Raw genomic sequence first — 25826 nt, 5'->3', positions numbered from 1 at the left:
AAAAGCTGCCGGGATTTTCCCGGCAGCTTTTAACGTTTCGTCTGTTTCGCTAAAAAACAGGCGGTGATCCAGGACGTAACGGGAATGATGATGCCGATCCCGACGCCGGCGCAAAGAATGGTGACGGCTTCCACGCTGAAGACTTTTGAGTTCACTATTTTTTCAGCAGAGTATGATAAGTCTTTAAACCAGATAATTAAAGCCAAGTAGCTGCCGAAAAAAGCAAAGAATAACGTATTCGTATTCGTTCCTAAAATATCTCTCCCGATGCTTAAACCAAATTTGTACAGATCTTTTCGGCTCATGGACGGATTATAGCTGTAAATCTCTCTCATCGGTGATGTAATGGAGATCGCCACATCGGTAATTGCCCCTATCGTGCCCATAATGATCATAGCCGCGGTAACCTTCACAAAATCCACCCCGACAAAAAGTGTGAATATGCCGATATCACCCAGTTCTTCTTCACCAAACCCTTGAATCGAAGTCTGTTTCGTGACGGCCAGAATAAAAAACAGCATCAATACGATCGTCAGCATGGCAGAAATAAAGGCGGTTACGGTTTTGACGTTACCTCCGTTAATATAAAAAAGTGTAATGCTGCAAATCGCGGCGGAAGAGAGCAATGTTAAAACAATCGGATTGATGTGCGGGTCTGTCATTAAAATGATGGTGAGAAAGAGAACGCCGAAATTTAAAAATAGCGCAATAAAAGACCTCGCTCCCTTTTTACCGCCGATGAGAACCATCAATAGAAATAAAATCGCCGCAAGAATTACGATGACATTCATGAGCTTGCCTTCTTTCGTTTAATAAAAAAGACAGAAGCATACAGACTGGCGGGGATGGTTAATACAATTCCGATTCCCCCCGCCAATGCTCTGGCTATTTCCAAGGAAATGTTCATAGAAAGAGTGAATCCTATCGGGGAATCATTTTTCAAATACAAAAGCATCATCGGTATAGAGCCGCTGATATAAGCAAAAAACAGAATGTTGGTCATCGCCCCCATGATGTCTTTACCGATCTCCATTCCGGAACGTTTGAGTGCTTGTAATGAGATACTCTTGTTTTCTTCATATAATCCAAAGACAGATGACGTCATGGTAATGGCCACATCCATGACCGCTCCCAGTGATCCGATAAATACGCCGGCCATGAACACCGTGTGATAAGGGCGGGTTAAATACTGCATTTCTTCATATCTGAGACCTTTTTCTCCGGTTGCCGCCATCACCAAATACGTAATGAGCAGGGAGACAAAAGTGCCTGCGAGCGTCGCAGCTATGGCGGCATATGTTTTCGCGTGAAAACCGCTGACAAGCAGCAATGAAATGACAGTAAAGATGAGAATACAGATACCGCAGATGAAAATCAGCCCGATATTCGGGTGCTTTCGGTATAAATCTAATGCATAAGACAATAAAACAGCGTTAAACATCAGGCTGATGATCGAAAAGAAGCCTTGTTTTTTGCCGACGATCAGTAAGGTGAATATGAAAATCCAAGAAATCAGCAAAAGCTGTTTATCCCGTTTTTTATCTATAATGCTTCCGGATATATCCTTACTTGATGTTTTCCCTTTATCAATTGACACGAATACTTCATCGCCGGGCTGATACTTTTGATCATTCGCTCCGGATGAGGAATACTGATTGGACAAATGAATGAGCTTTCCTTTTTGACTGCCGTTTTCAAGTTTGGCTGTGATTGTCTGACTGAAAATCTTATCTTTGTTTTTGTGCATGTCCTGCACATCAGACTGGTGTTCCAATGTTGTTTTCGTCACTTTGGCAATCGGGCGCTCATAAAAAGAAGCGTTGTAATTGACGAAAATGAGCGAGCTGATACAGCAAAGCGCTGTTATCACGTAAAACAGCTTTATTTTGTAAGTCATGCTGTTGCGTTTGTTTTTTGTTATTTTCAAAAAAAGTCCTCCAAACAGGCCCCGCCGTGAAGTGTCAAGCTATGCAGCTGCTGCATAAATAACGCTCATATTTTATCATTCGGCCGTACCGCTGTCGATTCAGAAGGCGGACCGAGAAAAGCTCCCCTGACATCAGATCAGGAGAGCTTTTGGGAGAACCGCCTGAGCAAAGCGGCTTTTTTATGCTTCGTTCACTTTTTTTGCTTTTCTTCTTTGATACAGATACAGTGCCGTTCCGAGCGCGCTGATGAGAAACCCGGCAAGGAGGATGGAATACATCGCTGTGGCTGTATCAGGAAGCAGGCCGCCCGGCGATACTCCGTCCTGCGCTTGGCCGGATGAAGGGTTTTGGCCGTTTGGCTGCTTTCCGGAGCCGTGATCTCCGCTTGTCGGCGGCGAGCTCTTCGTGTTTGCGTTTAATATCGCGTATTCACTGAAATGATTGGTATAGCCCGTGACGAGATCGTGTGAAACCGATCCGTTGTCTGTTTTTGTATAGGCGTTCTTTTTCCGGTCTATGTGATAAATGCCCGGCTGTTTCGCCTTTTTCGTATTCTCAATGCGCATGGTAAGCTTTACAGGCGCTTTGAATGTTTTGATGTCTTTGTTTTTCTGCTTCATTGTAAAGTCGTATACGTTTGAAAGCGCGCCGCTAACTTTCTTTTTCGGCGTCACGCCGAACCGTGTGTCATCAGCTGCAGCGTTTGCCATCGGCATTTTCATGCTGAACTTGTCATGCAGGATCGTAAGGGAAGAATCAGATGTTCTGTCCTTTAACAGGCCGATCTGTTTTTTGGTTACGCTGAGATCAATCTGCTTTTTGGCGCCGTCATTCTTGTCGTAGTATACGATCGGTGTATTGGCGTTTTTGGCATAGACCGCAAATGCGCTGTCATCTTCAAGCGTCCACGAGCCGTTTTTTTGCTTCGTCGGCAGGTACACTTCTTGCGCGCGGCCGTCAACTTTCGGTTCCACCGCTTTTCCCGCTTTTTCAAGCTGCTCGATAAAGACCTCATAGTCGACAAAGCCAAGGTCTTCTTTATGGGACGCTTCGTTAAAGACGGAATATCCGTCTCCGCCTTCGCCGACAAAGTTACTGGTGGCGACTCTGTATGTTTTCTTATCAGAAATCGGCTTTACGCTGCCGTCATCCTGCACGGCCGCAGCTTGAAGAACGCGGTGTCCCGGCTTTTTATTCAGTGTAAACGTGTATGTTAAACCGGCAACTTGAGGGAAGGCGCCCCCTTGAGCCTCGATTCCGCTTAACCCTTGTTCCAGGGCTTGTTTGATCTGTTTTCCGGTTAAATCCGCGACGTAAAGCGTGTTGCCGAACGGCATCACATTCAGCACATCGCCGAGTGTGATGTCTCCTTTATCAATGCCCGCGCGGATGCCGCCCCCGTTTGTGATCGCGATTTGGGCTCCGGCAGCTTCCTTCGCTTTTTGCAGCATGCCGTCCGCGATGAAGTTTCCGAGATTGGTTTCTTTAGAGCGGACATGCTCGCGCCGGCCGTCAAGCGCGACTTTCGTTGAGCCGACTTTTTCATTTTTGACGGAGACGAGCTCTTTTTTAAATGGATCAAGCTCTGTTTTCAGATCCGGATCTTCTTTCGTCTGCTCATTCACCGGCAGCGCTTGAAGAGAGGATTGTTCCGGCAGGACGACCCCGTTTTTGTCAAATGCGACATCCACCCGGCCTAAATATTCGCCGTATTCTTTTGCCTGGGCGACGATGGTCGGCTCTTCGTTTTTGACAATCTCCATTTTATCTACAAGCGTATGCGTATGTCCGCCGACGATTAAGTCGATGCCTTTTACTTTTTTGGCGAGATCGAGATCACGCTGATGCCCGATATGGGTCAGGGCGATAATTTTATTGACATGTTCCTTGTTCTGTATCTCTTTTACCGTATCTTGTGCGGATTGGAAGGCATCATTAAAGACAATGCTTTTACCCGGGCTTGATGTGACGGACGTATCTTCCGTCGTTAAGCCGAATACGGCGACTTTTTCTCCGTTTACATCAAGCAGAATGTATGGATAGATGCCTGCTTTTTTCTTTTTCCCTGCTGTAAAGGTGTCTGCTTTTTTCATGAATGGTCTGAGTTTTGACTCTTTGGACACATCGACATTGGAGCTGACGAGCGGAAAGTCAGGCGCTTGGAAATTGTATTTTCCGGACGGGTCAGCCGCGCTCCCGTTCCCGCTCAGGAAGCTGGCGAGAGTACCCGGGCCTTTATCAAATTCATGATTTCCGAAGGTCATTGCGTCGTAGCCCATGCTGTTCATCAATTTTAAATCAGCAAGCCCCTGCCACTTCGTAAAATAGAGATCGCCTGAGAAAACGTCTCCCGCATCAAGCAGAATGCTGCGGTCGGTTTCGCCTCTGATTTCTTTGATTTTCGTCATTCGCCTCGCCGCGTTATCAAGGTGGGCGTGCGTGTCGTTTGTATGCATAACGGTGAGCTTCCATGCGTCATCTTTCGGCGGATCTGTGCCCGGTTCATCATCTTTGAACTGGAGCTTGTACTGTCCGTAGCCGGCGTTTTGTGATTTTCCGATATAGGCGACGTCATCTGCGCGGTCGGCAAACGGCTTTGCGGCCAAGGAGGATTCAAATGTCAGGTTCGTCCCTTTGACCGGAAGGATGGACCAGTTATGATCAGCCTGCGGATTAATTGTTTTCTGCTGGATGATGTAATCCATTAAGACCTGCCTGTTTTCATCGGCTGATGAGTATACGATTTTATCATTGCTTAAGTGAGGAAATCCTCCGCCTCCTGAAGCGCGGTAATTATTTGTGACAATCAGAAATTCCTGCTTGGCGCTGACGGGCTTTCCTTGATAAGAAAGGTTGACGATCCGGCTTGCATCGGGATGAATGACTGTTCCGTTTTCGTTGTATTTCGCCGGTTTTGTGACATCGACCTGATAGGTGACGCCGTCAATGACATCAAAATTGTATGAGCGGTAGGCGTCATTTAAAAGCGCTTGGCTGCCGCCTTTTGCCTGATCGATCTGATTAAATTGCCCTGCGGACATTTCAAGCCAGTCTTTCACTTCGCTGCCGTTCAGCTTGACGATCTGAACTGTGTTGTCATACAGGTATAAATCGCCGATATTTTTGATGGCGAGGTCACCTGCGGAAATGTTTGTATAGTAGTTTGAACCGTTCCGCCCGCCGGCTTTAAACGGAGCGCCCGCCGAGAGGATTGGCAGATCTTTATATTCCGTATCTTTCATCTTATTTTCGGCGTACCATTTTTGCGCATCCGTCACGATTTGAATGGACGGATCATCTTTGACTTGGGCGAAAAAACTGTTGATATCGGCTTTTGTCTGGCCGACGGGTTCTCTGATGTATTGCAGTGTGCTTTCATGCGCTTTTTTGACGGTATTGACGACGGTTTCGTTTTCCGAAGTCACATTGCCGGCAATCGGCTCGATCCTGCCTTTCCCATCTTCCACATGCCATGCGCCGTCTGTTTTTGCAAGCCGGAGGTCGATGACGCCCGCATATTTGCCCCAGCTGCTTGACATGACAACGGGGATGCCGTTAATCGTGCCTTTATCGACGTCGAATTGATCAGCGCCTTTGTATTCAGCATCGGGGAACAGACCGTGCTGATGGCCTGATACGATCGCGTCAATTCCGCTGACTTTCGTTGCCAGATCAAAAACGGCATTTTCCGCACCGGAGGACTGTGCTTTTTTTTCGATGCCGCTGTGGGCGAGGGCGATGACGATATCGGCACCTTCAGCTTTCATTTTCGGGACGGTTTTCTTCGCGGATTCCACAATGTCCTCGACTTGAACGCGTCCTTCAAGATTTTTTTTATCCCACGTCATGATTTGGGGAGGGACAAAGCCGATGTAGCCGACTTTTAGCTGGTGTTTTCCGCCGTTTTCATCCGTAACGGTTTTGTCTTTTATGACATAAGGCGTATAACGGTTTTCACCGCTCAATGTTTTCACATTGGCGTTGACGATCGGATAATCAGCGCCTTTCATCGTCCCGTCCAGAAAATCCAGCCCGTAATTAAATTCATGATTGCCGAGTGTTCCTGCGTCATAGTGCAGACTATTCATCACTTCAATAATCGGATGGGTCTTTGCGCCTGAAATGATATCGTTTTTCTGATATTTTACAGCGTATTCTCCGAGGGGATTTCCTTGAATCAGGTCTCCGTTATCGACAAGCAGCGTATTCGGATTTTCGCTTCTGTGTTTCGCAATGAGCTGAGCCGTTCGGGCCAGCCCGAATTCCGTTGTCGGTTTGTCGCTGTAGTAATCGTAGTCCATCATATTGGCGTGAACGTCAGTTGTCGCTAAAATGCTGAGATTCACACTGGAGGATTTGTTTTCTTCTGCTTTAATGGGTGTTATTGGGAGGATTAGACTAAGTATCATAACTAGGGGCAGCAGAATACGGAGTGTCTTATTGACGCTGCATCGTCTTTTCTGTATTCTCACCTGTTCTCCACCTTTCAACAAATTTTGTCATGCAGTACCATTGTAAGAATATTTTGTGAAAGTTTATATAGATTTCATGATGATTCTTGTAAAAAGAAGAAAAATGAGGATAATGACCTATGTAAAAAACGAATGGGCGGCAAATGAGTCTTTTATGTTTGATGTTAGTGTGGCTGGGGTACATGGATTTATGTAGACTTCATCAAGCAGGAGGTAGTAACTATGGGTAAAAAAATTGCAGTTGTATTAACGGATTATTTTGAGGACGTCGAATATACGGAACCTGCGAAAGCTTTTAAAGATGCGGGTCATGAATTAACAGTGATTGAACAGGAAAAAGGAAAAACAGTCAAAGGCAAACAAGGGGAAGCGGAAGTGAAAGTGGATGCGTCCATCGATGATGTGAATCCGAAAGACTTTGACGCATTGCTGATCCCGGGCGGATTCTCACCTGACATGCTGCGTGCGGATGACCGTTTCGTCAAATTTGCCAAAGCGTTTATGGATGATAAAAAACCGGTTTTCGCCATCTGTCACGGCCCTCAGCTTCTCATCAACGCGAAAGCATTGGACGGGCGCAAAGCGACAGGGTTTACATCCATCCGTATTGACATGGAAAACGCGGGCGCAAATGTGGTGGATGAAGAAGTCGTCGTCTGTCAGAATCAGCTGGTCACAAGCCGCACACCGGATGACATTCCGGCATTCAACCGCGAATCATTAAAACTGCTTGCATAATATAAAAGCGGAGCGCCGTATCAGGCGTTCCGCTTTTTTTGTGAAGATTCACGAATGACCAGCTCAGGCGCCAGAATAATGCGCTGTTTTTGGTGCTGGGAATTGGTGATTTTATGATGCAGCAATTGAGCCGCTTCTTTTCCCGACTGCCGCGGAAAAGAAGAAACGGTTGTAAGCGGAGGATAAGAAATTTCAGCTTCCGGCACGTTATCAAAGCCGACAATGTCAATATCTTCGCCCGGGATGAGTCCTGCTTTTCTGATCCCTTGCATGACGCCGAACGCGACCAAATCACTGAAACAGAAAATCGCGGCCGGGCGCTCAGGCCGGCGGAGCAGCTCCATCACTGCCTCATAGCCTGCCTCGCGGGTCGGCGCGCTGTCAATCACAAATTCATTTTTCACTTCAAGATCCGCTTCACGGAGCGCTTTTTGAAAACCTTTCATCCGTTTCGTCCATGTTGATGAGTGCTTCACGCCGCCCAGAAACGCAATCTCCTGGTGCCCTTTCTCAATGAGGTGGCGCACTGCCTTATAGGTGCCTTCCTCATAGTCAGCTCCGACAAAATCACAGTCCGCATCGGCAATCTCCCTGACGGCGAGCACGACCGGAATATCAAGCTGCTCAAGGCGGGAAAGGGTTTCCTCAGCCGCGCCTGAAACCGGGCATAAAATCAATCCGCCGACCCTGTGTTCCAGCATGGTCGAGATCAGCTGCTCCTGCTTGGCGACGGAATCAAAAGTCGTGCCTAAGAGCACTGTTAATCCGACTTCCTCGAGTGTATTCTGCACGCCGATCAGAAACTCTGAGAAAAACGTATTGGAAATGTCAGTGATAATCAATCCTACCGTTGTGGACGTCTGTGATCGTAAATTCGCGGCGACCCGATCATATACGTACCCAAGCTCCTGCATGGATTGAAGCACTTTCTCACGGGTCGCTTCGGAAATTCGCGGATTATTGCGGACGATTAATGAGGCGGTGGATGTTGAGACGCCGGCATGCTCAGCGACCTGCTGCAATGTCACCCGGCGTTTTTTTTGCTGTTTCATACGTCGCATTCCTCACTTGGTTATTATTCGTTACCTCCATTATAAGCGTTTTGGCGCGTGAGAAGAAAGAGAGAGGGGGAGAAAAAGATAAAGCGCCGGAAGACGGATTGTCCTTCGGCGCTTCTGTCACAATAGATTATTCAAACATCTGCTCTTTAATATACTGAACCGGCATTTCACGGCCTGTCCAATATTCAAACGCCATGGCGCCCTGCCAAAGCATCATGCCGAGGCCGTTAATGGTCTGGCAGCCGGCCGCTTGAGCCTGTTCAAGCAATTTCGACGTAACGGGGTTGTAAACGACGTCTGTCACAATCAAATCCGGACGGAGCATGGATGTGTCTTCAATGACGCTCAAGCCTTCAAGCGGTTTCATGCCGACACCCGTTCCGTTTGTGAAAATATCGCTTGAAGCGATTTCAGCACGCAGCGCATCTTGATCTTCGAGCGGGAAAAGATTCGCTTTACAAGAAGAGCCCTTCATTTCTTCATTGATGATGCGGACATTCTCTTCCGCTTTTTCGAAAAACGCGTCATTGCGGGCGAAAATTGAGATTTCGCCGAGGCCTTCCAATGCGGATTGAATCGCAATCGGAGTAGCGGCTCCGCCGGAACCGACCAGCGTCATTTTTTTGCCTGTGATGTCGATGCCGTGTTCTTTTAGGTTGCGGACGTATCCCATACCGTCAGTGGAGTGTCCGATCAATTTTCCGTTCTCATTCACCACTGTATTCACCGCGCCGGTGAATTTCGCTGAATCCGCGAGTTCATCGAGGTAAGGGAGAATGTTCATCTTATTCGGCATCGAGACATTGAAACCTCTGACGTTTAAGGCGCGCATTCCCGTCACCACATCTTCAAGCTGTTCATTGCCGACTTCAAATGCGAGGTAAGCGTAGTTCAGCCCTAATTTTTTAAACGCCAGGTTGTGCATCGTCGGAGATAAAGAGTGTCCGATCGGTGTCGCGAATAATCCGATAAGCTGAGTTTTTCCGTTAATCCGTCCTAAATCTTTCTTCATGATGTATTCCTCCGTTAGTCCATTCATTTGTTTTTCATTCCGCTTGAGGGAAGAAAAACGCTGGTTACATATTTTTATTTAAAATGCTGAGTACATTTCGCAATTCAGCAACGGGAATCTGTCCGGGCGCAGATGCTTCTTTGCCCGCGCCGAACGTACACGCCGAGCCGAAGACTTCCCCGGCCAGCCGGCTGATCAGGCCCGTTCCCGCCATTGACATCGTGATGATCGGCCGGTCTGCGTATTGTGTTTTCATCGTATGCGTGGCATCCAATAAGACGAAAACATCTTCAGTGCTTTGCGGCATCACCGCGATTTTCGGAATGTGCGCGCCGTACGCCTGCATTTTCCGCAGCCGGGAGATGATTTCTTCTTTTTTTGGTGTCTGATGAAAATCATGATTGGACATGACGACATATACGCCGTTGTCTTCAGCAGTTTTCACAATTGATTTGACTTCCGCTTCTCCCGTAAATAATTCAACGTCTACAAGATCAATGTGTGTTGTTTCGATTACGGTTTTAAGCAATTCAATGTAAAGGCGGACGTCAATAACTTTATTCCCGCCTTCTTTATGGGTTCTGAATGTAAAAAGCAGCGGTGTTGCGCCTGCGGCTTTCCGCACCTTTTCAAGCATGCCTTTTACGGCGTCCGGGCTCTCAACGTGCTCGTATACATCCGCCCGCCACTCAATGATATCCGGGTTAAGCCTGTTGACGGCTTCAATTTCTTCAAGGAGTTCTTTCTCTCGGGCTGCCATCAGCGGCACAATGATCTTCGGAAGTCCTTCGCCGATGACCGTGTTTCTGATTGTAATAGATTGCATGATACGTTCTCTCCCTTTAAAAAATAGTCAGGCTTTCATCACTTGCTTAAAACGGATACCGATAAACAATGCGAGGAGGGCGCTGACGGCCGCAATTCCGATATCAAGCAGAAAAACAGGGGTCAGGCCGGCCGTTTTGGATATCGCTCCCGTTATAAGCGGAATGACAATAAAAGATAAGCTTGATGCTATATTAACAAAAGATGTGATGGTCCCTTTATTTTTAGGGAATAAAACAGCCATAACCGTCATCGCCAATTGCAGAATGCCCGCGGTTGAAAGTCCGATGACGAAGGAACTGATGACCGATACGGCCGGCTGCTGAATGAAAATCAGAGCAAGCAGCGCGATGGCCGCGATCACCGGGTACAGCACCATAACCGTAATCGGCTGAATCACTCTGTTTAACAGCACAGCCAGCAATAACACGGACACAAGCGCCCCGATGCTGTAATAGCTCAACAATTTGACGGCCTGCACTTCGGGCATACCCAAAACGGATTGACCGAACTTAGGAAGCCATACTTGAACGAGCATAAACAGCGCCGTTGATGAAAAGCCTAACAAAATAATGGCAAGGCCTTCGCGCCATATCGACGGCTGTGATCTGAACGTGTCATCAGACGGGGAAGCTTCCGTCCGGCCGCCGTCATCTTTTTGTTTATGATTCGGGAACGGAACTTTCAACAGGAAAAAGCCGTTCAGGAAGAAAATGATGCCGGGCACGAAAAACGTCCACCCGTAAAACAAATGCCTGTCCGCAATAAATGCGATAAAAAACGGAAGCACCGTCGCGCCGATGGATACAAACGCTTTGATTAACACGGTTGCAGAGCTTGCGTTTTTCGGAAATCCTTCAATAAGCGCCGGATATGTGCCGGAATCCAAAAATGAATTGGCGATCCCTGCGAAAATAGCAAAGATAAACGCTTCCGTATAGTTTGTCGAAAGCGGAATTCCGATTAAGAAAATCAGATACAGAAATGCGCCCGCCACGATAAACGGCCGTCTCCCGAATGTATCCGAGAGCTTTCCGGCAAACAGAAGCGAGATCAGCTTCCCGATGCCGATGGCGGAGACCAAATAGCTGACTCCGGCTGCTGATGTATGAAGCTGTTTTGATAATGCTTCCATATTCGATGCGATAATAATATTGATCATGCCCAGCAGGAAATAGTTGATATAAAGACCCGCTGCCATTTTGGTGTATATGTTTTTCATGATGACATCCCCTAATGCGGTTATTAAAGTTAAATTATTTTTTAAATTGATAAACGCACAGAACCATTCCCCTTTATTGAACCACTGCCTTTCTTTAAAAAATGGTTTGATAAAACGGCTGCAGGTATACTTGATTAACGCTGATAAGACAGCAAGTATATCGTTCTACTAAATAAAAAAACAAATTAGCGGACCGCTCATTTAGTATATCGTTCTACCAAGTTCACAGTTACTATACGCCTTCTTTTTAATTGTGTCAAACCGATGAACTTTTATTTTTTACTTTTTTAAATCAAAAAAGCCCCGCTGTTTTTCGGCGGGGCTGACACGGGTTTATTTTCTGAGAGAGGCGAGCTCCTCAGCAATGGCCTGCATTTCACTCGGACTGAATGATGCTTTTTTCATGACCATTTGATGAAGGTATGTAAGATCTTCTATTTTTTCATCACTGAAATCTTCCGCTCTGATGACGCCGACATTGAGCATGTTGAGCTTCTGCGAAATGTCTTCAATCATTTTGTTTAACGTTTCTGTTTGTTGGCTCGGCAAATTCATGCATCCTTTCATGACCGTTTTCGTACCCTTTATTCTAACAGAATTCATTTAGAATAAAAGCTTATTTCCACAGCCGCAGAAAAATTGCTAAGATGATGATAAGGTTTTTGATCCTCAAAATGCGGGGAAAGAATAGGGAGGTTATCGATATGATACATGTGCTGTTTGTCTGTCTGGGAAATATTTGCCGTTCGCCTATGGCAGAGGCGGTATTTTCTGATATGGTGAAGAAAAACGGGCTGAACGGGCAGATTAACATTGATTCAGCGGGAATCGGCGCCTGGCATGCGGGAAATCCGCCGCATGAGGGAACGGAGCAGATCCTTAAAGAGAAAGGGATCAGCACAAGCGGTATCACGGCGAGACAGGTCCGTGAGTCTGATCTGACCGATTTTGATTACGTCATTGCGATGGATGCTGAAAATATAGGGCATCTGCGCAGCATGGCCGGTTATAAAAAAGCGGCGCCGCGTATCGCAAGGCTGCTTGATTATGTACCGGAGTCGGATCTTGCGGACGTGCCTGATCCGTATTATACCGGAAATTTCAGCGAAGTGTACGCTCTGATCGAGTCCGGGTGCCGTCATTTGCTGGAGACAATAAAGAAAGACCATCATTTATAAGGGGGATTGACCGATGAAGCAGACACGCATCATGGCAAAAGCGATTCTGATCGGCGCTGCCGCCGGCGGAGCACTTTCTTTATTACATAAGCCGACAAGAGAGGCATGTTTCCGGAACATGGACGCGTGCAGGCGGCGTGCGGCATTTTACCGGAATAATCCCGAAGCCTTGAAACAGGAGGCTTCTGCAAAACTGGATCAAGTGAAAAGCATCGCCAATACCGTATCGGACGATCTGAGTTTTTTAAACGGACAGATCACCAAGCTGAAGCAGACGACGCCGCAGGTCATTGACCTGTTAAAAGAGACGAAGGAGCATTTTTCGAAAAACGATCATTGAGGTGGGATGTCATGAGTTTTATAAAGGAGCTGTTTGCAAGATTTTCTCTGCATGAAGGACAAAGTAAATCGGCGGAGCTGGCGTATTTTTTTCTTCTGTCATTGTTTCCGTTAATGATTTTCATGCTGACGCTCACCGCCTATCTTCCCATATCGGCAGAAGACGTGCTCGGCGCAGTCGATCAATACGCGCCCGACAGCGCCATGTCCATGGTAAAATCCATTACGGAGCAAACGCTGAACAAGCGCAGCGGCGGACTTTTGTCATTCGGGATTATCGCCGTCATCTGGTCGGCTTCTAACGGTATGAACGCGATTGTCAGAGCATTTAACCATGCCTACGAAGTCGAGGAAAACCGCTCATTTATCATCATTCGCCTGACCTCAATTTTTTTAACCATCGCGATGGTGGTTACGATTTTAATCGCACTGCTTCTGCCGGTATTCGGCAGAGAAATCGGACTGCTGGCCGCAGATTTTATCGGCGCCCCCGGCTTGTTTTTGCAGGTGTGGTCGGTTGTCCGCTGGGGTATCAGTCCGCTTATCCTTTTAATCGTCTTTACCGCGCTTTACATTTTCGCGCCGAATAAAAGGCTTTCCCTCCGTTTTGTGCTGCCGGGAGCCGTATTTGCGGCAGCCGGCTGGATTATCGTCAGTATGCTGTTCTCATTTTACGTCGGCACCTTTGCCAACTACAGCGCCACATACGGGAGCATCGGGGGAATTATCGTCCTTATGATCTGGTTTTACCTTACGGGAACCCTGCTGATTTTAGGAGGAGAAATCAACGCGCTTTTACATAAACGTAAAAAGCTTCCTGATGAAAATCCGTATCGCGGGAGCAAGCTATAGAGGAACGGATGACGTTCAAGCTGAAAAACGGAGGGGAATCGGCTATGACCAAGCATACGAAAAAAGGCGGAAGCCATAATAAACAAAACTCAAAAAACGGCCCGAAGAATAAAACAAGCGGAAGCGCCAACGGGCAGAACGGATACCACTAGAAAGAAGCCGCCTGGCCTAAATCAGGCGGCTTTTTATGAGGCGGGAAAAGAATGGGATTCGGATGCGGCGCTGTGCTTTGTTTTCCCGAAGACGAGCGCAAGCCAAATACAGACCAGAATCACCGTAATAAAGTAAAACAAATTGGCGCTTTCAAACCGCTGCATATACCAGCCGCCCGCCACCGGCCCGATCATGCTGCCGAGGCTGAACGAAATCCCGCAGAGCAGATTGCCCGCCGGAAGAAGATGGGACGGCAGCAGGTCGCTCATATAGCTGATGCCGAGGGAAAACATACTGCCGACCGCCATCCCTGCCATGAAAAAGCAGCCGCCGATGACAGAAGGCGACGGAAACAATCCGGCCGTCAAAAAGCAAAGGGCACCCGTTAATAAGATGACGAGCAGGACACGTTTTCTCCCGAATCGATCGCTTAATAAACCGAGAGGGAACTGGAATACAATACCTCCGATGGCGAAAGCGGGCAATATCAGCGCGACGGCATCAACGGATATGCCTAAGCGCAGGGCGTACACGGGAAAACTCCCGTTCAGCGCCGTTTCTAAAAAACCGTAGCCGAAAGCCGGGAGAAAAGCGACCCAGCCGAAAAGAAGGGCGCGGTAAAACCGTTTTGCGCTGTTGTCCCCGGATGTTTCATCCGGACCTTGCGCCGGGTACTCGTTACGTAAGGCAAACACAAACAGCCAGGCGGCAAGACTGATACAGCCGGATACGATAAACGGAAGGGACGGACTTGTTTTCACAAGAGGGACCATGAACGGGCCGACAGCGAATCCAAGCCCGAAGGACAGTCCGTACAGCGAAATGTTTCTTCCTCTGTTTTGGGGCGTTGACTTGGAAGTCACCCACGTTTGGGTGGAAAAATGCAGCATATGATCCCCGATTCCGATCAGCAGCCGAAGAAAAAACCATAACCATATGGATTGAAGCCAAATAAAACTGAATAAGCTGATGATGACAAGAAATCCGCCCGCGACCATCAGAGGTTTGAATCCGAGCTTTCTCAGCGGCGCTTCCATAAATGGCGACGCGAGAAGCACGCCGATATACAAGCCTGTTGCGTGAAGGCCGTTTATGGCGGCTGATTCTCCGTTCGTTTCAAAAATGACGGAAATCACCGGCAAAAGCATGCCTTGGGAAAAACCGGAGATGGAAACAAGCAGAACCAAAATAAAGAAGTGCAGTCGTGACATCGCGTATTTTCTCCTTCTTCAGTATCTTTCTTGATCGTACACGGATTTTCCGCGTCCGGCAACCTGAAAATGCCAATTCGGGCTGACTCGGAAGTGTAATTGAGGGAGTTTTTGAGAAGGATAAAAAAAGACTCATTCGAAAAAGGAGCCAGGCAGATATGAATCGGATTTTTTTCTTTACGGCTGCGGCGGGAGTGCCGCTTTCAGTCATCGGCGGCCTGATGCACTGGCCGTCAGCGGTTTTGTTTATTATTTATTGCTTGACGATTATTGCGCTTGCAAGTTATATGGGGAGAGCGACTGAATCTCTTGCCATTATCGCGGGACCGCGGATCGGCGGTCTGCTGAATGCCACTTTCGGCAATGCGGTAGAGCTGATTATATCGCTATTTGCCTTAAAGGAAGGGCTGACGGGCATCGTGCTTGCTTCACTGACCGGTTCGGTGCTCGGCAACCTTCTGCTTGTCGCGGGATTGTCGTTTTTTATCGGCGGTTTGAAATACAAGCGGCAGGAATTCAATATTCATGATGCCCGCCATAATTCAGGCCTGCTGATATTTGCCATTATCGTAGCTTTTGTCATTCCCGAAGTGTTTTCCATGGATATGGGGGAAAAAAGCAAACTTGATTTGAGTGTCGGCATCAGCATCATCATGATCCTTTTATACGTGGCGGCTCTTTACTTCAAGCTCGTCACCCACCGCGGCGTTTATCAGCCGAACCAGCCGGAGGCCAAGGAAGAAGAGGAGCAGCCTGAGTGGTCGGGGAAAAGGGCGACAGCCGTCTTATTTATCGCAACCATTATTGTCGCCTACATATCTGAAAACCTTGTTCATACGTTTCATGCGGTGGCTGAACAGTTCGGCTGGAGCGAATTGTTTATCGGGGTGATTATCGTCGCAATCGTCGGAAATGCCGCAGAGCATGCGTCGGCGATTATTATGGCGTACAAAGACAAGATGGATGTCGCCGTTGAAATCGCGGTCGGCTCGACTTTGCAGATCGCCATGTTTGTAGCCCCGGTTCTTGTGATCTGTTCCATCTTTTTCCCGGTGAATATGCCGCTGGTATTCACATTGCCTGAGCTTGTCGCGATGATATCATCCGTCCTTTTGATGACGATGATTTCAAATGACGGTGATTCGAACTGGTTTGAGGGGGCTACTCTCCTTGCCGCTTATGTCATCATGGCGATCGGATTTTTCCTGCTTTAACCTGTAAAAAATGCGGATAACAACGATTACGGAGGAAAAGACTAAAGGAAAATGCTATAGAAAGAGTGATATGATGAAAAAGCTGTTTCATGCCACATTGATTCTGCTGTTATCCTTTAGTTTTTTTGCAGCTCCGTCTGCCGGTGCAAAGAAACCGTTTAAGGTTCCCAACTCTGTCGTCAGCATTTCCAAGGAAAATACGTATCCGAATGCTTCACAGGACCAGCCGATGCTTCAGCCGAGCAAACTGGCAAAGGAATTGTTAGATACATCAGAGATCAACATCGAAAATCCGCATCTGATAAAGATGCTGAATGAATCCTCGGTTTCCGGTTCACCGCTTGCCATCGGATACCGGGCGACAATATTTCTCGGGAAATGGGCGCTCGGTTATCAATCGAACGAAACGGTCGCCAACTGGGAATATAAAAAAATCAACACGAACAGAGCGGATAACCGGGGCGGGCAGCAAGCCGCGGAAATCTCATACGCCCAAGAACAGCAATACAAAATCAAAGGCGGGCTCACAGCGAAAGTGCCGAACGCAGAAGACGTGAAAAGCATGATGATGCAAAAAGCGATGAAGAAAACAAAACTGCCGCTCGCGTTTGAAACGGTCATCGGCGCCGGCACAAAACGCGATCAGATTTATAAAATTTCTCCGCAGCGGCTCGGCTACCTGCACGCCTATGCCCCGGCCGTTAATGAGAAAGGAAAAGTAACATACGGCGAAGTGTATTTGGTGCTGAAAGGCAGCAAGCGGAAACTTGTCGTCAAAAATGTGACCTCGCAAGGAATCGGCGCTTGGATTCCGGTGCAGGATCATGTCACATTCGGTTTTCAAATGACAGCGCAGCCGAGATAAATAAAAAAAGCTGATTCCGGTTTGGGAATCAGCTTTTTTGTGTATGATTCATTTCCTCAAGCAATTGCACATTGTTGTTGTACAGTTCCCGGGCAAGAACGCGTCTCACCGCAAGGCTCGCCGAGAAGTATTCTGTGTCTTGAACCATGCCTTTGACGGTAAATTCAATGCCTCTCGTCAATTTGTTCAGGCTCATGATTCCATGCACTTGAAACGGTTCCGCAGCATTGAGAAATTCATCCCGCTTCAGTGAATCGCGAAGTTCATCATTGAGCATGTCACAGGCTTTTTCTAAGACGGCGTATACCCGCTCAGGATCTTCCTTGTAACTGATCACGACAGACTCGGTAATCCTCATAAAATCAATGTTATAGTTTTGAAGCTGTCTCACCTCACCATTTGAAATGGTAAGCAGCTTGCCGGAGAACTCACGGATCTGCATGGAACGGAGCCCGATTTCTTCGACTGTGCCGTTGAAGAGATTATTAATCGTCACGTAATCGCCTTTATGCAGCTGGCGTTCGTATATTAAAAAGACACCGGCCAAAATGTCCTTGATTAAAGACTGGGCGCCGAAACCGATGACGATACCGGCAACGCCCGCTCCGGCTAAAATTCTGCCGAAATCATGAACGAATAAAGAAATGACGTAAAAGATAAATCCGATCGTCGCCGTATACTGGGTGATGGATCGGACGAGGCTCTCAATCGTTTTCCCTTTCCGTTCCTCCAAGAAATCTGTGCGTTTAAATAACACCTGTACAAAGCGGTTGATCAGAAAGACACCGGCGTAAAGCACGAGAGCGACGATGATGATCTCAACCACTTTGCTTTTCAAAATATCCGTAATTGTCGTTTCCATCTTCTGTTATCCTCTGGCTTTTCGTAATGAAAAATCTGTCTCCTGATAATAACTGTTTTTGACAAGGACGTTCGGTCCGAGGCATCGGACGTTTGTACAGCGGCAGTTCAGCTCTTTGCTCAGCTTCGTCTGTCTCCACTTGTCATACGCTTCAGGAAGGCTGTCAGTTTTAATATTGCCGAGCGGCGGTGTATCACCGAAATCCGTGACAATGATATTTCCGTCAAAGATGTTGACATTCAGGCGGGAGCGGCCGTCAGGATCGTTTCGCACCGTAACGTTTTTCGCTTCCCGCAGGCGGCGGAGGAGCTTCTGATCTTCTTCATCAGGGCTGCATGCGTAAAACGGGAGCGTGCCGAACAGCATCCATGTTTCTTCATCGCGAATATCGAGCAGATGATGAATGGCCTGTCTCATGTCCTTCAGGCTGAGTGATTCAAGCGCGCTGGCGAAATCACTCGGATACATCGGATGGACTTCGTGGCGCTGACATTTCATTTCTTCCGTAATCTGCCGGTGAATATGTTCAATATGCGGAAGCGTGCGTTTATTCAGCATCGTTTCCGCTGAAACCATCACGCCCGCTTCGACCAGCGTGCGGCTGTTTTCAATCATTTTGTCAAAATAGCGCGCCCGCTGTTCAAATGTCGGTTTCTTCTCCATCATCGCAAATCCGATATCGGCAAAGTCCTCGACCGTTCCCCAGTTGTGGGAAATGTGAAGAACGTCTAAATAAGGAATAATCCGTTCGTAGCGGCCGATATCAAGCGTCAGGTTTGAATTGATCTGTGTGCGCACGCCGCGTTCATGCGCATATTTCAAAAGCGGGACGACATATTCCTTTACCGATTTCAGCGAAAGCATCGGTTCGCCGCCCGTAATGCTGATCGAGCGTAACAGCGGAATTTCTTCAAGCCGCTTTAATAAAAGGTCAATCGGCAGCGCATTCGGATCTTTCGGCTGAAGCGTGTACCCGACGGCGCAGTGCTCGCATCTCATATTGCACAAGGTCGTCGTTGTGAATTCAACGTTCGTCAGTTTCATATCTCCATACTGGTCGACATCCATGTACGCTTCCCAAGGATCGTACTCCGGTGTGATCGGACGCAGTGCTGTGTTTTGTGTCATGACTATCTAACTCCTTTATAAATGGGCATACTAACGTCTGCCAAGTGTTAATTTTAGACCTGATCTGCCAAGATCGCAAGTAGCGGAACCATTGAAAAACGGCAAAAAATACGCTACCATTATAAAAAATGAATGGAGTGGAAGTATGGGGAATGCAGTAAACAGCAAAGATCAGCAGCTCGATTACTTAAAGAACAGACTCGATATGTTTATGAATGTCATTGATTCATTAGACCCTGAATCAACGGACGTTGAAGATATAGACCGGCTCATCGGCATGCTTGATGATCTGGAAGCAAAATACGAACGCTTCAAAAAGGATTGGGAATAAACCCCGGCAGCCCGCCGGGGTTTTTCTCTTTCCATAATGCGGCTGTATAAAAGGGGTGAGCCTACTGCAAAATAAGGAAAAATGCAGAAGGAGTGCTGGGCATGAAATGGTTTTGTTCAATTTGCTGCATGGCTGTTTTACTTGCGGGAGGCATAAACAGTGCAGAGGCCGTGCCGAATGAACGGATAAACTGGGGATTTAAACGCAGCGTCAATCATCAGCCGCCGGATGCCGGCAGACAGCTGGACAATCTTGTCAAAAAATACGATGCCTTTTATTTAGGCAATACGAAAGAAAAGACCATTTACTTAACGTTTGATAACGGATACGAAAATGGGTATACCCCGAAAGTGCTTGATGTTTTAAAGAAACATCATGTCACAGGCACTTTTTTTGTCACAGGCCATTTTGTGAAAGAGCAGCCTGATTTGATTAAACGGATGTCAAAGGAAGGCCATATTATCGGCAATCATTCTTTTCATCATCCTGATCTGACGACAAAAACGGGCGATCAGATTCAAGATGAACTCGATTCCGTCACGGAAGCTGTTTACAACATTACCGGAAAGCGGGACAATCTGTATCTCCGTCCGCCGCGCGGCGTGTTCAGCGAATATGTCCTGAAAGAAACGAAGCGCCTCGGCTACCAAACCGTTTTCTGGTCCGTCGCATTTGTCGATTGGAAGGTTAACGAGCAGAAAGGGAAAAAATACGCCTATGATCACATGATAAAACAGGCGCATCCCGGCGCGATCTATCTTCTCCATACTGTTTCCAAGGACAATTCAGAAGCTTTGGACGATGCGATTACCGATTTGAAAAAAGAAGGATACACGTTTAAAAGCATCGATGATCTGATGTTTGAGAAAGAAATGAAGCTGCCGCGTCTGTAAAAAACACCTCTCCGTTATAAGGAGAGGTGTTTTGTTATTTCAGACATTTAATCAAAGCGGCCCAATCCAGATCCCCGAAGCCTTGTTCGATCCCGCTTTCAAAATGGCTCTTGGCCAGCTCGGCAAGAGGAAGTTTTGAGGAAACCTGTTCCGCGGCGGTGAGCGCCAGATTGGTATCCTTCAGCCCTAAAGACATTTTGAAGCCGGCCGGCTCAAATGCCTGCTCAGCCATAATGGTACCGTAATTTTGATAGACAGGAGAGCCAAAGAGCGCGCTGGCGATTTCTAAAAATTGTTTCCGTTCTAAACCGTACTTCTCCATCATTAAGAATGATTCTGATAGCGCCTCCAGCATAGAAACGAGCAAGAAATTGATGCTGATTTTCGCGGCATTGGCGGTCTTTGTTTCTTCACCGACGTCAAATATCTGCTGGCTCAGGCTTTTTAGCAAAGGCTCGGCCTTTTTCTTCGCTTCTGCCGGTCCGGCTGTGATGATGCGAAGCTCGGCCTTCTCAGCGGCATCGGGCCGGCCGAGGACGGGAGCGGCAATAAAGGATTGGCCTCTGCCCGAATGTGCAGCGGAAAGCTGTTCTGACAGCGCCGTACTGATGGTGCTCATTGAAATATGAATGCCGTTTTCAGATAACCCGGCAATAATGCCGCAAGCTCCGAACGTCACGCCTGTTACGGCTTCATCGTCTGACAGCATTGAAAGCACAATGTCCGCATGTTCAGCTGCCTGGCGGGGCGTTTCGGCATATTCAGCCCCTTTTTCCAGCAGATCAGCCGCTTTTTCCTTCGTCCGGTTATATACAGTCAGGCTGTATCCGGCTTTCATGATATTTTCGGCGATGGGGCGGCCCATATTGCCGAGTCCCGCGATGGCGATCTTCATTTGACAGTCCCTCCAATGTAATGTTTTCCGCTATTATACATGCAAAATGTTTATTGTGCTGTGTACAGGCTTGCCACTTTCAGTTCTGGGTCTGATGACCAGCCGGAATCTGATGCGGCTTTCCCCTTATGAAATCCGGTAAACCGCGTCTTGATGATTGTTTTTGAACGGGGCTTTACAGTGAACGTTTTTGATTTGAATGTGACGCCTTTTATGTCCTCAGATAAGTCCGGCGTGACAGAAATGGCTTGTTCCCCTTTTCCGTAGTGATTGACATAAAGCGTACAGCTCATGCTCGCTCTTTTTCCCTCAATGAAATGGCTGCATTCGCTGCGGTGCTTCAAATATTCGACAGCCTCTTTTTTGGGCGCGAATTGTTTTAAGGAAAAAGCGGCATATTCGGTGGCGGGACTGATACCGGAAGCGACCCCCATACTGAGAAACATCAAAAACAGCCCCGCCGCGGGAAGCGTCCGTCTGAACGCGGCGGCACACCAGATTAACGCCGCAAAGTAAAGGACGACCCCGGGAATGACGGAGATATGGGCTCCGTCTTCAGACCAGGGAGAAAAGCCGAGCGATTCAAAGATGTAATCAGACATCGTACAGCCGTTATACAGCGGGGCAATGGACATGACACAAAAAAGCAGGAGGACAGAAGAAATGGTTTTGTGAGAAAGCATGATAACGGCGCACACCTCTTTACGTTTTTTTCCAACATATCATGTTTTCTCAAAAAAAAGAACAGCCGGCAGCCGTTCTTACTTGAAAATATTAAACCAGCCTTTGCGGGCGAACCAAAACAGCATGGCGGCCACAAGAACGGCCATGACGCCCAAAACGATAAAATATCCGTATTTCCAGTGAAGCTCGGGCATGTTATCAAAATTCATACCGTACACCCCCGCGATGAACGTCAGCGGTATAAAGATGGTCGAGACGATGGTTAATGTCATCATAATGGCGTTCATCCGGTTTGAATTCAGCGTTACGTAACTGTCCCGCAGATCTGACGTCATATCACGGTTTGACTCGATCAGCTCAGCCAGTTTTAACAGGTGGTCATAAATATCGCTGAAATACGCCTTCGTTTCACGGCTTTCTTTTACATGGTCAAGGCTCAAAATCCGGTACATTAAATCGCGCATCGGAATGATCGTCCGTCTCAGGTTCAAAAGATCAGTCCGCAATTCAAACACTTCATTCATTAAAGTGCCGTAAGATTTATGTGTTCTGCTGTCTTCAATCTCATTCAGCCGGTCTTCAATTTTGTACAGCACAGGGAAATATTCATCGACAAGCTGATCCATAATCATATAAGTGATATGTCCGGGCCCTTTTTTGGCTAATCCCGGAGAAGCGAAAAACCGTTCTCTCACCCTTGAGACACCGGGCGATTCGTGCAAATGGAAGCTGACGATGAAACGGTCGGACTGAAAGATGTCCACCTCTTCCATTTCCAGTGTGTCCGGGTTTAAAGCGTGGAGCACATAAAAACGGTAGCCGTCATAGTGATCGATTTTCGGCCGCTGCATGTGCTGAAAGCAATCCTCGATCGCAAGCGGATGAAAATGAAAATAATCCCGCAGCAGCTCGGTTTCATCATTCTCGGCGCCGAAAAAATCAACCCAGTACCATGCGATGTCCGGTTGTTCTGTACGTGATAGGGGGATATTATCTAATATCTCATTATGTGTTGTGATTGCGGTTATATGTATCATAAACAACCCTCCGCCTGCCATTATATCATGCGGCGTTATGAAGAAAAGTATACGAATTGCCGCCGGGCCGCTTCATGATATACTTGGACAAAAAGGGGTGGAGCATATGTGGGAGGAAACGGTTTCGGTCACGCCGCCGTATCATTTTGATAAAGTGCTTGAAAGGCTGTCACTCGATCCGCTGAATGCGGTCGATCTTAAAGCAAGATCAATCAAAGTGCCGCTCAGAACACGGGACGGCAAACTGTCCGTCATCACGGTTCAAGCGGAAGGCACCGCCGCAGACCCGGTTTTTCTCGTCAGCGGAGAAAGTGACCGCGAGGAGATGATTGAACGGATCAAACACATTTTTCAGTGGGAGCAGCCGCTTCAGCCGGTGCTTGATCATTTCTCAAAAACAAATCTGTCGGCGCTTTTTGAGGAGCATGCGGGAACCCCGCTCGTCTTAGAATATGACGTCTACAACTGTCTTATGAAATGCATCATCCACCAGCAGCTCAACCTGTCCTTCGCTTTTACGTTAACGGAACGGTTCGTCCATGCCTTCGGCGAACAAAAAGACGGCGTCTGGTGCTATCCCGAGCCGAAAACGATTGCGGCGCTTGATTATCAGGACTTGCGGGAGCTCCAGTTCAGTATGAGAAAAGCGGAATATGCGATTGACATTTCACGGATGATTGCAGACGGGGCGCTCAATCTGGCGGAACTTTCCCATCTATCGGATGAAGACATTATGAAAAAGCTGATCACCATCAGAGGCATAGGGCCGTGGACCGTCCAAAACGTCCTCATGTTCGGCCTCGGCCGCCCGAATCTGTTTCCTTTGGCGGACATCGGCCTGCAAAACGCTGTCAAACGCCGCTTCGCCCTTGAGGATAAACCGTCAAAAGACATGATGCTCCAGGTAAGCAGCGAATGGGCGCCGTATTTAAGCTATGCGTCCTTATACTTGTGGAGAAGTATTGAATGAAAACCGCTTTGATCATTTTTTGGAAACTTCCAATGAAAAACATGAAGGAACCGCCGGCTGCATGTTATACTGAAAAGATGCGGTATTTCAAATCAGCCGTTTTCCCATGAGGAAGGCTTTATATAGAAACGGAGAGAAAAAAACGTGAATCAACATCAAAAAAAGGCGCCTGCCGAATTGAAAATCGGACAGACATTTCCGCTGACCATTAAACGTCTAGGCATTAATGGAGAGGGCGTCGGTTATTTTAAGAAAAAGGTTGTCTTCGTTCCCGGCGCTCTGCCCGGCGAAGAAGTCGTTGCCGAAGCGACAAATGTGCAGCCGAAATTTTCAGAAGCACGCATCAAAAAAATCCGCAAGCCGTCTGAACACCGCGTCACACCGCCATGTCCGGTCTATGACCAATGCGGCGGCTGTCAGCTTCAGCATCTGGCATACACCCAGCAGCTTCGCGAAAAACGCGATATCGTCATTCAATCTTTGGAACGTCATACGAGATTCAATGCCGAAGAAATGAACATTAAAGAAACGATCGGAATGGACAACCCGTGGAATTACCGGAACAAAAGCCAGTTCCAAGTCGGACGCTCGCAAAGCGGCAGCATCATTGCCGGCTTATACGGACTTGACTCCCATAAAATTGTTCCGATCAAGGAATGCATTGTCCAGCATCCGGCGACAAACAAAACAACGGGTATCGTCCGCCGCATTTTGGAAAAACACAACGTATCTGTTTATAACGAACGGACCAAAAAAGGCGATGTCCGCACGATCGTGACGAGAGTCGGTTTTGAAACAGGCGAAGTGCAGGTCGTGCTTGTCACTGCGAAGGAGACACTGCCGAATAAAGACGAAATCGTCAAAGCCATTCAAAATCGTCTGCCGGAAGTGAAATCGATTATTCAAAACATCAACGGCGCGCGCACATCCGTCATTTTCGGTGACAAAACAAAAGCGCTGGCCGGAAGCCATGCCATTCAAGAAGTGCTTGGCGACGTGTCATTTGAACTGAGCGCCCGTGCCTTCTTTCAGCTTAACCCTGAGCAGACGGTCAAGCTGTATGACGAAGTGAAACAAGCGGCGCAGCTGACCGGAACAGAGAAAGTCGTTGACGCGTATTGCGGCGTCGGTACGATCGGCATGTGGGTCTCAAGCGGTGCAAAAGAGATCCGCGGCATGGACGTCATTAAAGAATCAATTGATGATGCGAAGAAGAACGCTAAAAAACACGGCATCAAAAACGCGGCATATGTCACAGGAACAGCCGAACACTGGCTCCCGAAATGGGCGAAAGAAGGCTTCCGCCCTGACGTGGTCATCGTCGACCCGCCGAGAACCGGCTGTGACAGAACATTTTTAGACACCATCAAAAAAGTAAAACCGAAACGCTTCGTCTACGTATCCTGCAATCCTTCCACACTGGCCAAAGACTTGCAGGCGCTGTCGAAAGACTATCGCGTCGAATATATTCAGCCTGTGGATATGTTTCCGCAGACGGCTCATGTGGAAGCTGTGGCGAAGCTTGTGTTGAAATCGTCTCACTAAAATTAAACAATTTCTCATCAGATCTGGATTTCGGCAGAATGAACATTGCCGATTTCCGGATCTTTTTCATGTGCGGATTATTATTTTAACTGACGAAAAGAGTTGAAAAAACGTGAGATAAGCGAATGAAAACAGCTAATTTCGAGTATAAAAGTATGGGAATAGGGTTCGGCAGGAAAAGTACATAGTAAGAGGGAAGAGATTTTACTACTCCGAACGTGCCGGCATAACTCTATCCAGTTCTCAAATCCGTTATATCGGCAGCCAATAATAAAAATTGATCGTTTCAAAAAAGAATTTTATAACAGTTAAAACTCTAACACTTATCGTTCGATGATAATCATTGAAGGTTGGAATTAAAACAGTTCACATACAGACTTATGAAAGTGGTGAGAAAAGAAGTTGGCACAT

At 47.5% G+C, this 25826-nt stretch carries 24 protein-coding genes; 10 read left to right on the top strand and 14 right to left on the bottom strand.

Annotation, left to right across the window (positions count from 1 at the left end):
- Positions 1-29: 29 nt before the first annotated feature.
- The 3 genes from Y79_RS0105420 to Y79_RS0105410 all read right to left on the bottom strand — a co-directional run bounded on the left by Y79_RS0105420 (position 30) and on the right by Y79_RS0105410 (position 6400).
- The gene (locus tag Y79_RS0105420) at positions 30-791 is read right to left on the bottom strand and encodes a YibE/F family protein (RefSeq protein ID WP_016936775.1); all 762 of its coding nucleotides are present in this window, start codon (positions 789-791) and stop codon (positions 30-32) included.
- On the bottom strand, positions 788-1927 hold the full coding sequence (locus Y79_RS0105415) for a YibE/F family protein (protein ID WP_016936774.1): 1140 nt from the start codon (positions 1925-1927) through the stop codon (positions 788-790). The genes Y79_RS0105420 and Y79_RS0105415 overlap by 4 nt, the downstream gene beginning before the upstream one ends.
- 180 nt (positions 1928-2107) lie before the next feature.
- On the bottom strand, positions 2108-6400 hold the full coding sequence (locus Y79_RS0105410; protein WP_155816718.1) for a multifunctional 2',3'-cyclic-nucleotide 2'-phosphodiesterase/3'-nucleotidase/5'-nucleotidase: 4293 nt from the start codon (positions 6398-6400) through the stop codon (positions 2108-2110).
- A gap of 222 nt (positions 6401-6622) precedes the next feature.
- Between Y79_RS0105410 and Y79_RS0105405 the strand changes: the two genes are divergently transcribed.
- Positions 6623-7138 (top strand): type 1 glutamine amidotransferase domain-containing protein, encoded by a 516-nt coding sequence (locus tag Y79_RS0105405; protein ID WP_016936772.1) that lies wholly within the window; start codon positions 6623-6625, stop codon positions 7136-7138.
- A 20-nt stretch (positions 7139-7158) separates the two neighbouring features.
- Here Y79_RS0105405 and Y79_RS0105400 read toward each other — a convergent pair whose 3' ends face one another.
- From Y79_RS0105400 to Y79_RS0105380, 5 genes are all read right to left on the bottom strand, one after another.
- The gene (locus Y79_RS0105400) at positions 7159-8190 is read right to left on the bottom strand and encodes a LacI family DNA-binding transcriptional regulator (RefSeq protein ID WP_016936771.1); all 1032 of its coding nucleotides are present in this window, start codon (positions 8188-8190) and stop codon (positions 7159-7161) included.
- 136 nt (positions 8191-8326) lie between these two features.
- Complete coding sequence (locus Y79_RS0105395) at positions 8327-9211, bottom strand: shikimate dehydrogenase (protein ID WP_016936770.1); 885 nt, start codon at positions 9209-9211, stop codon at positions 8327-8329.
- Positions 9212-9275: 64 nt separating this feature from the next.
- Positions 9276-10037, bottom strand: a complete 762-nt coding sequence (gene aroD / locus Y79_RS0105390) for a type I 3-dehydroquinate dehydratase (protein ID WP_016936769.1) — start codon at positions 10035-10037, stop codon at positions 9276-9278.
- 27 nt (positions 10038-10064) lie between these two features.
- The gene (locus Y79_RS0105385; protein WP_016936768.1) at positions 10065-11258 is read right to left on the bottom strand and encodes an MFS transporter; all 1194 of its coding nucleotides are present in this window, start codon (positions 11256-11258) and stop codon (positions 10065-10067) included.
- A gap of 333 nt (positions 11259-11591) precedes the next feature.
- On the bottom strand, positions 11592-11807 hold the full coding sequence (locus Y79_RS0105380; RefSeq protein WP_003155571.1) for a DUF1128 domain-containing protein: 216 nt from the start codon (positions 11805-11807) through the stop codon (positions 11592-11594).
- Positions 11808-11962: 155 nt separating this feature from the next.
- On the opposite strand from Y79_RS0105380, the gene Y79_RS0105375 reads away from it, so the two are divergent.
- From Y79_RS0105375 to Y79_RS0105365, 3 genes are read left to right on the top strand one after another with little or no spacing between them, the layout of a single operon-like run.
- Positions 11963-12436 carry a low molecular weight protein-tyrosine-phosphatase gene (locus tag Y79_RS0105375; RefSeq protein WP_016936767.1) on the top strand — a complete coding sequence of 158 codons (474 nt, stop codon included), beginning with the start codon at positions 11963-11965 and terminating at the stop codon, positions 12434-12436.
- Positions 12437-12449: 13 nt separating this feature from the next.
- On the top strand, positions 12450-12776 hold the full coding sequence (locus Y79_RS0105370) for a hypothetical protein (RefSeq protein WP_016936766.1): 327 nt from the start codon (positions 12450-12452) through the stop codon (positions 12774-12776).
- Between the two features lie 11 nt (positions 12777-12787).
- A complete protein-coding gene (locus Y79_RS0105365) occupies positions 12788-13627 on the top strand; it encodes a YihY family inner membrane protein (protein WP_016936765.1) in 840 nt (279 codons plus the stop codon).
- Between the two features lie 185 nt (positions 13628-13812).
- Here the strand turns inward: Y79_RS0105365 and Y79_RS0105355 are convergent, their stop codons facing one another.
- On the bottom strand, positions 13813-14991 hold the full coding sequence (locus Y79_RS0105355; protein ID WP_016936763.1) for an MFS transporter: 1179 nt from the start codon (positions 14989-14991) through the stop codon (positions 13813-13815).
- Between the two features lie 134 nt (positions 14992-15125).
- Between Y79_RS0105355 and cax the strand changes: the two genes are divergently transcribed.
- Together cax and Y79_RS0105345 are read left to right on the top strand one after the other, a co-directional pair.
- Positions 15126-16205, top strand: coding sequence for a calcium/proton exchanger (cax, locus tag Y79_RS0105350; protein ID WP_255034265.1), 1080 nt, complete (start codon positions 15126-15128; stop codon positions 16203-16205).
- 70 nt (positions 16206-16275) lie between these two features.
- The gene (locus Y79_RS0105345; protein WP_095242108.1) at positions 16276-17070 is read left to right on the top strand and encodes a YfkD famly protein; all 795 of its coding nucleotides are present in this window, start codon (positions 16276-16278) and stop codon (positions 17068-17070) included.
- Positions 17071-17098: 28 nt separating this feature from the next.
- Here the strand turns inward: Y79_RS0105345 and Y79_RS0105340 are convergent, their stop codons facing one another.
- Positions 17099-17932, bottom strand: coding sequence for a mechanosensitive ion channel family protein (locus Y79_RS0105340; RefSeq protein ID WP_016936760.1), 834 nt, complete (start codon positions 17930-17932; stop codon positions 17099-17101).
- Between the two features lie 6 nt (positions 17933-17938).
- The gene (gene yfkAB, locus Y79_RS0105335) at positions 17939-19060 is read right to left on the bottom strand and encodes a radical SAM/CxCxxxxC motif protein YfkAB (RefSeq protein ID WP_016936759.1); all 1122 of its coding nucleotides are present in this window, start codon (positions 19058-19060) and stop codon (positions 17939-17941) included.
- 145 nt (positions 19061-19205) lie between these two features.
- On the opposite strand from yfkAB, the gene Y79_RS0105330 reads away from it, so the two are divergent.
- Positions 19206-19391: an SE1561 family protein gene (locus Y79_RS0105330; protein ID WP_003155558.1), complete on the top strand. Its 186-nt coding sequence runs from the start codon at positions 19206-19208 to the stop codon at positions 19389-19391.
- 101 nt (positions 19392-19492) lie between these two features.
- Positions 19493-20284 carry a delta-lactam-biosynthetic de-N-acetylase gene (gene pdaA, locus Y79_RS0105325; RefSeq protein ID WP_016936758.1) on the top strand — a complete coding sequence of 264 codons (792 nt, stop codon included), beginning with the start codon at positions 19493-19495 and terminating at the stop codon, positions 20282-20284.
- A gap of 34 nt (positions 20285-20318) precedes the next feature.
- Here the strand turns inward: pdaA and Y79_RS0105320 are convergent, their stop codons facing one another.
- The 3 genes from Y79_RS0105320 to corA form a co-directional block, all read right to left on the bottom strand.
- Positions 20319-21179: an NAD(P)-dependent oxidoreductase gene (locus tag Y79_RS0105320; RefSeq protein ID WP_016936757.1), complete on the bottom strand. Its 861-nt coding sequence runs from the start codon at positions 21177-21179 to the stop codon at positions 20319-20321.
- A 50-nt stretch (positions 21180-21229) separates the two neighbouring features.
- Positions 21230-21877: a hypothetical protein gene (locus Y79_RS0105315; RefSeq protein ID WP_029575236.1), complete on the bottom strand. Its 648-nt coding sequence runs from the start codon at positions 21875-21877 to the stop codon at positions 21230-21232.
- A 63-nt stretch (positions 21878-21940) separates the two neighbouring features.
- The gene (gene corA / locus Y79_RS0105310; protein ID WP_016936755.1) at positions 21941-22900 is read right to left on the bottom strand and encodes a magnesium/cobalt transporter CorA; all 960 of its coding nucleotides are present in this window, start codon (positions 22898-22900) and stop codon (positions 21941-21943) included.
- A gap of 106 nt (positions 22901-23006) precedes the next feature.
- Between corA and Y79_RS0105305 the strand changes: the two genes are divergently transcribed.
- A complete protein-coding gene (locus tag Y79_RS0105305; protein ID WP_016936754.1) occupies positions 23007-23870 on the top strand; it encodes a DNA-3-methyladenine glycosylase family protein in 864 nt (287 codons plus the stop codon).
- A gap of 144 nt (positions 23871-24014) precedes the next feature.
- A complete protein-coding gene (rlmD, locus tag Y79_RS0105295) occupies positions 24015-25415 on the top strand; it encodes a 23S rRNA (uracil(1939)-C(5))-methyltransferase RlmD (protein WP_016936752.1) in 1401 nt (466 codons plus the stop codon).
- Positions 25416-25826: the final 411 nt, after the last annotated feature.

It is taken from the genome of Bacillus siamensis KCTC 13613 (genome assembly GCF_000262045.1).
GTDB classification, from domain to species: Bacteria; Bacillota; Bacilli; order Bacillales; family Bacillaceae; genus Bacillus; species Bacillus siamensis.
This window is presented reverse-complemented; position numbering and strand designations above follow the sequence as displayed.